The organism is Bacteroides sp. (assembly GCF_030151085.1).
In the GTDB taxonomy this organism is placed as follows: domain Bacteria; phylum Bacteroidota; class Bacteroidia; order Bacteroidales; family Bacteroidaceae; genus Bacteroides.
On the sequence record NZ_JASLER010000063.1, the window covers coordinates 1 to 6,065 of the forward strand.

Annotated in this window: 7 protein-coding genes and 1 pseudogene; 1 reads left to right on the forward strand and 7 read right to left on the reverse strand. The window is 43.0% G+C overall.

Features of this window, described 5'->3' with window-relative positions; all coding sequences use genetic code 11:
* The 5 genes and pseudogenes from Q1W14_RS12825 to Q1W14_RS12845 form a co-directional block, all read right to left on the reverse strand.
* Positions 1-247, reverse strand: a pseudogene (locus Q1W14_RS12825) (RloB domain-containing protein); the annotation flags it as partial.
* Position 248: 1 nt separating this feature from the next.
* Positions 249-1,469 (reverse strand): ATP/GTP-binding protein, encoded by a 1,221-nt coding sequence (locus tag Q1W14_RS12830; RefSeq protein ID WP_300701970.1) that lies wholly within the window; start codon positions 1,467-1,469, stop codon positions 249-251.
* Between the two features lie 137 nt (positions 1,470-1,606).
* Complete coding sequence (locus Q1W14_RS12835; protein ID WP_366945762.1) at positions 1,607-2,020, reverse strand: N-acetylmuramoyl-L-alanine amidase; 414 nt, start codon at positions 2,018-2,020, stop codon at positions 1,607-1,609.
* Positions 2,021-2,022: 2 nt separating this feature from the next.
* Entirely contained in the window at positions 2,023-2,130 is a 108-nt protein-coding gene (locus Q1W14_RS12840) for a smalltalk protein (protein WP_366945763.1), read from the reverse strand.
* A gap of 30 nt (positions 2,131-2,160) precedes the next feature.
* The gene (locus Q1W14_RS12845; protein ID WP_300701972.1) at positions 2,161-2,619 is read right to left on the reverse strand and encodes a DNA-binding protein; all 459 of its coding nucleotides are present in this window, start codon (positions 2,617-2,619) and stop codon (positions 2,161-2,163) included.
* Positions 2,620-2,835: 216 nt separating this feature from the next.
* On the opposite strand from Q1W14_RS12845, the gene Q1W14_RS12850 reads away from it, so the two are divergent.
* The gene (locus Q1W14_RS12850) at positions 2,836-3,054 is read left to right on the forward strand and encodes a DUF4248 domain-containing protein (RefSeq protein WP_300701973.1); all 219 of its coding nucleotides are present in this window, start codon (positions 2,836-2,838) and stop codon (positions 3,052-3,054) included.
* A 38-nt stretch (positions 3,055-3,092) separates the two neighbouring features.
* Here Q1W14_RS12850 and Q1W14_RS12855 read toward each other — a convergent pair whose 3' ends face one another.
* Positions 3,093-5,309, reverse strand: a complete 2,217-nt coding sequence (locus Q1W14_RS12855; protein WP_300701975.1) for a VapE domain-containing protein — start codon at positions 5,307-5,309, stop codon at positions 3,093-3,095.
* 120 nt (positions 5,310-5,429) lie between these two features.
* The gene (locus Q1W14_RS12860; protein WP_300701977.1) at positions 5,430-5,768 is read right to left on the reverse strand and encodes a hypothetical protein; all 339 of its coding nucleotides are present in this window, start codon (positions 5,766-5,768) and stop codon (positions 5,430-5,432) included.
* Between the last annotated feature and the right edge of the window lie 297 nt (positions 5,769-6,065).

A 6,065-nucleotide genomic window follows, 5' to 3' on the forward strand; every position in this document is an offset into this window, starting at 1 on the left:
ATATCCGGCCTTTTTGCTTTTCCTGTATTTTGATATTGATAGCTTTCTGCACCAATGCTACTGTTCCCATTCCTTGCCCTATTGCTTTCACATTAGCTGATGTCAAACGAAAAGCATTAAAGTAGTCTGGTTCAGTATTCACTCCTTCACAAATAATCAGAAAAGTTTGTTTAACCTCACGCACTCCACTGATACGAGTTAATTTTCGTTCTGTACGAGGATTGTTTTTTCTTCTTACAATGGCCATATTATTGCTCTTTTGAATAAAACAACCGGGTTAGATCTCCAAGAATGGGTATTGCCCCATACTTTCCTGATAAATAATCTTTCTCAAAAGAAGCATCATTGCGCACCTTATATTCTGCTAGTGAATAAAGGTCAGTAGCTCCGTACCTGTCTTTTTGTGTGAACCAAATCTGATCTCTACGGAAAATATTTGCACTGAGCAGGTTGGTATCATGTGTAGTAAAAATCAATTGTGCATTCTTCGGATTCGTCTCTTTTGAATTAAACAAAGCGATAATCCGGCAAGTAAGAAGCGGATGCATTTTTGAGTCAAATTCATCTATAATCAAGCGTTTGCCATTATCCAATGCGTCAATGATTGGATAAGCCAATGAAAAGTACTTGATAGTTCCTTCTGATTCATTCTTCCTGAAAGGAAATGTAACAGACTTTATTTCATTTCCTTTATCATCGTATTGGATATGTGTACTGATTATAGTATTATCAACTTTTTCAATATTCTCAATACCTAAATCCGCATAACGTGAGAACTCTACTATTCGCTGCTTCATCTTTACATCATTCAACTGAATGGTTGCTATATTCCAAATCTTTTCATCATTAGAACTAGATATAATGGTAGTATCATTGAGCCATCCCATAATTTCCACGGATGTGGGATCATTAAATTGCGCAGCTACAGATAGCAGTAATGCATTAGAGCGCACCATCTTTTTACCTGCTACTTCTTTACCAACTATAAATTTAGAGTGAATATCAAACTTATCCTTCTCACGATAGAATAGTTCTACTTCTTTAGCCCTTTTCTTATTACTCTTCTGATAAAGCCATTCAGAATGTACGATTGCATTATCGGCCTCAAAACCATAACGATATTGGTTTCCTTCATCACTGAAAATTACTTCAAAATAACTGGGTTCATCCGCTGTTTCCGAATTTAAGCGAAAGCTCTCCACATTCACCCGTTCACCAGCTTGAATATCTTTTGAAGAGTTAATTATATACCATTTTAAGAATTCAAAAGCCTTAATAAAATTCGATTTACCAGAAGCATTTGCTCCATAGATTACAGCACTTTTTACTAAAGTCAATTCTGTATCACCAATGTTGAAAAGAATATCCTCAGCTGAAACCTGTATATCTTTTAGGGCAGATGCAGCCAATGAAAGAGTTGACTGCTCCTTAAAAGAAAGAAAATTGCCTATTGTAAGTTGAATAATCATCTTTAAACTGGTATATTTGTGAAATAAGCACAAATATATGATTTATTTTAATAAAAAAGCAATATTACATCCTGTTTTTATCGTAAAGAATAGAATCTTTCATTGATTTTGCAATTTAGATAAAAAAAGGGAGCCTATTACAGCCCCCTATATTCCCTTTCCGCATCGAAGCAAGGGCACGGTTTTATCGGATTCAGATCATGATGTCCCACAATCAGCGCCCGTGGAAAAATTCGTTTCAACTCACGAAGCAAAGCAAGCAGCGAAGCTTTTTGCTCTAAGGTGCGAGTGTCGGTAGGACGGCCTTCAGCATCCAGTCCTCCTTCGTAACAGATACCTATGGAGTGACGGTTATGATTGAGGCAATGCGCACCGATCTTTTCCGGCGGACGTCCACGATGTATTTCACCGTCACGCGTCAGGTAGAAGTGATAACCTATGTCACTGAAGCCACGGTGGCGAATATGGTCACGTCGGCAATCCTCAAAGCTCAGGCTCACGCCCTGAGGCGTGGCCGAGCAATGAATAATGAGTAGGGTAATCGTGCGCATAACTATTTACAGGCACCTAAACCCAAAGCTCCCGCAAGGGCAGTAGCTAAGGTAATGATTACTTTGAGGACAATGCCCCATACCGATTTTGGTTTTTTTTCTTCATTCATGATGATGATGGTTAGTGATTACTATTTTTCTTATCCTAGCGGATTGTCGTTCTCGTCTCCTCCGGGCTTACTTGATGAACCTCCTTCTACGACATATGCCGAAGACTCTTTCAGTTGTCCTTCCAGGTTAATCTGGCTGTTGCTCAGTTCGCCTGTGGCGCGCGCCCGGAGTTTCAATCCCTTGACGTTGTTGGCCAATGAAAAATCGGCGGCGGATTGTGCACCTTTCTTGCTGACAATTCCTACGGAGAAAATGGCGAGGTCGTCCAGTTTTACATTTTTACCGTCCAGAATCAGTTCCTTGATACAAGAGATCATGTCTGTCAACACGCCTTTGATGACACCGGCCGAGTAGGGGGTGTTATGATTGGCCATGTGCTTGGCAAGCTTTTCGGTGTCGAAGGTTTCTTCAATTACGGGGCGTGCATACCAGAGGCCTTTCAGTGGACTTTTTGCGCCCACCACTTGATACTTTTTGTAACGAATCATAGTTGTAACAATTTAAAGAATTAAACAATCAGAAAATTAAAAAACACATAGTTGAGCTCAACACTACAAAGATAACACTTCGGATATGGGCATTTGTCACTTAGGGAGGGTTGTGGTAGATTAGGGTCTGTTATTGTCGGTTATTTAGGTGAAAATCTTTGATAGTGTGGTGATTTATGACTATATTTGAAGTATTATAAATCATAAAAATACAATATGGAATCTTTTGTTATTCGTACTTATGGGCGTACCGAACTGGCCCAAATCTATTGCCCGGACCTATGTCCGCAGGCCGCTTTCCGTAAACTGAATCATTGGATCGACCTTTATCCCGGTTTGCGTGACGACCTGTCCGCCTTGGGCTTGTGTCCCCACACCCGTACCTATACGCCTGCCCAAGTGGGGCTGATAGTAGCTGCACTTGGGGAACCCTAAAGGTGAGGTTTAGCGGCGTAAAGGTGAGGTTGGCGGATTTAGTATAGAGGTGGATTAGTGCTTTTGAAGTTGTTTTCCACTTCGTCCTGCTGTATGTCTGTCACTTCATACTCTGTGGTATCCTGGGCATTGATTCTTGTCTTGAAACGATATTTGTCCAATACCTGTACCAGTATCTTTTGTGATTGTATGTTCACTTGCACTTTTCCGTATATGTTCAGCTTTGTGAGTATAGCGCCTGCGGGTAACCATTTTATCGACAAGTCTCCGGGCAACGGTTTACGGAAATAAACAAAGAGATTCTCTTCTACGGGGTCTTTCATGCGATGCAGCTCGTTATGCTTGTTCAGCCGGTCTATCTCTTCACCTTCATACCAGTATCGGAAGCCACTCTTGAGCAGCGCCAACGCCTGAGCATATATCCCGTCATGATTTACCGGCGTGTGGTAGTCTATCTCCTTGACGGTGATGGGCAGGAACCGGCGGTTCGCCCCGATGTCCTGCAAGCACTGACGGTTGTTGGTACTTCCTATGAAGGAGCAGTGTCGGGGTAGGGTGAAGGCTTCCATGTCATACACTTTTCTTTGCGTCACATTGTCTTGTGCAATGATTCTCTTCAAAGCTGCCAGATCTCCGGGCTTCACACCTTCAAACTCCTCCATGTTGATGATAATTCGGGTAGCGAGCAGGCGTGCTTCGTCCTTGTTCTCCGGGTTCACTATGCCGTTGTAGAAGTACTCCTTCCATTCGGGTGGCAACAGATGGCGTATCCAGCTGCTCTTGCCTTTTCCCTGTTCGCTGTACAGGATGATGACAAGTTGGTTCATCTGTTCATCGTCCAGTGCGCATGCCACCATGCCTACAATCCATCGGCGCAGTCCGTCCTTCCATAAAGCCTGGTCTTCTACCTGTACGGTATCTGCCAGTTGTCCTATGTAGTCCGTCCCGTCCCAAGGAAGAAGCTCGTCCATATAATCGATGAAAGGATTGAACTCCTTGGCGTAATTGGAATCGATTACCGCTCGCAGATAATTCTGGAAACAGGATATTCCTGCTATCTGCAGGTTTACGAATATGGAGTTGTAGTCTTTGCTCCTCATGGGCTGATACCCTTTTCGGGCTTCTTCGGGCGGGGTGTAGGTCATGTATTCCAGACGGTCCAGTATGGTGTTTCTGCGGATGCCGTAGTGTTCTCCCAGAAAGTCCATCACCAGGTTGATGATGGGCTTTTTCTCTTCCTTGGTCGTGGCAGCTTCTGTGGTCTTGTCTGTGTAGATGTACGAGTTGCGAAGGGGAGATTCCACGTCGAACCCGTCTTTTCCGAAAGCTTCCCGGGCTAGGCGCACAGCTACTTCCTCATTCAGTCCTTTGGCATAGCACTTGTTTCCCAGGGCGAAGAGAAAACTGTCGCGGTTTCCTTTCTTGAATTTCATGATGCGCTTTACGGCGGTTACGGCTTTCGAGAAGATTAGTGTTTCCCAGGGTTCGGGCTTGCTTGGAATTTCTTTGTAGTCTGTCTTGTTTTCTTGTATGCTGTCTTTCCGATCTGTTCGATCCTCTTCGGCATCTTCTTCCTGCATGCCTTTTGTGTTCGTCTTTTTACCTTTTTTCTTTAAAGAGGGTGCGGGGGTGATATGTACTTCCAGTGGTTCAATCTCCTGTTGCAGGCTGCTGTTGAAGTATGCCTGTGGATCGAAGGAGACGAAATAGCCTCTCGACGGATCTTTTCCGCTCCCATCCATCTCTACTCCGAGTAGTTTCTCGTAGTGTTCTTTGGCGGCGTTGTATAGCTTCAGGTGAATTTCTTCGAGAGTGGAGTAACTAATTTCGCCTTGCAGAAGTTGTTCTCTTAGCCTTCGGGCGTATTCTGTATGAGGGAAAACAAAGAACTTATATCCCCTCTGCTTGGGTGAGAGGAAGGAGGCGAGGGTGTCGGGATTGCTGTTGATTTGTGTTCTTATTTCCTCCAACTGTTCAGGGGATTGCTCATCAAGGTCGAGGGTGATAATCGGGTTGTAACGGATGATGCCGGAAGGTAGTCTTCGGTCGCGGTAGTTGGCGGTTACGGTTCTGAAGGGGAGTTGTTTCTTCACGTGGTTGGCTTCTTCTATTTTGCCTTGTACCACGAGGCTTGCAATTTTGATGATTAGTCTGGCATACTTGCCACTCTTGATGTCCGCCAGTTCTTGTTCGAGATTTGTCTCTCCGCTGACGTTACTGAAACCACGGTAGGTGGTTACGGGAATCTTTTCCATGTTCGTTTGTTTTAGTTTGCCCTATCGGCATGGCAAAGGACTGCATTCTTTTCGAGACAAACAAAAAACGGCTTTTCATGAAAAAAGCCGTTTTTCCCTAATTAGGAATTTGTAAATTTCCTACTGGTGTCTAGTCTTGGGATGATTGGGATAGAGCTCGTGATATATCTTATATATCTCTGTTACAATGCAATCCGCATTCAGTGTATTTGTTCCTCCGTCGGCATCCATGAAGTCCACTATCAGATGTAGTGCTTCTGCCAGTTCTTTGGCTTTCGTCAATCCGTATCCCTTTTCCTTGTCTAGCAGCAGAGGTATGTAAGGCTTCAAAAACTCATTTCTTTGAGCATACTCTACCTTCAGACGGTGGTGTGAATGCAATAAGTACTCTATTGCTTCTGCTGATTCCTTACTTTCCCTCTCGTAGATAACCTGAAAATCCTTCGCTTTATAGCGCATTACTTGAGTTAGGCTTTTTTCCCCATTTTAGTCATAATTTGATTTTGATTAATTAATAGTTACATTAAAAAGGAGGACAAAATTAACAGTTTACTCGGAAAGACTTTCTTCTTTTCTTCGAAAATCTACAGTTTTTGTTAGAATGTGTGTGTAGGGATGGCAATATGCAGGGTAGGGGATATACCCTATACAAGATATAATGTAACACACTCTTCCTTTAAAAAAAGAATAAATGACGCGCTCGCGCGTATCTTAATAATGTAAAGATGGATTGTGGGGGGAGAAAAAGTGTTTTTT